Genomic DNA, 664 nt, shown 5'->3' with positions numbered 1-664 from the left:
AATTAAGCGTTGGATGCCATGTTGATGAAACCAATGTGCAGCATCCGCGGCATCTTCTTGAGTTTCAATTTTTATCCCACTCAGAATTTCTGCTTCGGTACGATTGGGCTTCAAGGTATGGATATGCGATAGTAAATGGCGGATTTTGGATGCCTTGGCTCTGGAAACAGTATCAACAAAAATGGGAACAGTATCGGCACGATTAAATAACCAGTCTAAGGCTTCTTCCGTTAAGTTACAGTCAACCACTAATACGCTCGCATGTTGGATTAAAGATTTAGATTGAGATAATAAAGTTGGTGTGAGTTTTTCCAGAATGCACATATCATTAACAGCAACGATACACTTTCCATTTTCGTCAATAATAGAATTGCAAATTGATGTTTTTTCTCCTTCTAATTTATATAAATATTTAACGTTAACACCGGCTGATTTTGTTTGCTCAAATAGTGTTTTTCCATATGAATCATCACCAATAACAGAAATTAAATAACTTTAATTTTTTAATAGAGCAATGTTCTGAGCAATATTTCTACCGACGCCACCTGGTGTCGAAATAATTTTCCCTGGGTTGGAATCTTCATAAATGAGTTTGGCAGAGGTATAGCTTGTTAGATCTATATTGGCTGCACCAATTGTTACAGTGTAAACATCGTTAGATAAA

Annotated in this window: 1 pseudogene; it reads right to left on the bottom strand. The window is 36.0% G+C overall.

Annotated elements, in window-relative coordinates:
* Positions 1-664 (bottom strand): annotated as a pseudogene (locus PSI15_RS18360) (PfkB family carbohydrate kinase); the annotation flags it as partial.

The sequence above is a fragment of the Xenorhabdus sp. PR6a genome, from assembly GCF_028599065.1.
Taxonomy (GTDB): Bacteria; Pseudomonadota; Gammaproteobacteria; order Enterobacterales; family Enterobacteriaceae; genus Xenorhabdus; species Xenorhabdus doucetiae.
This window is presented reverse-complemented; position numbering and strand designations above follow the sequence as displayed.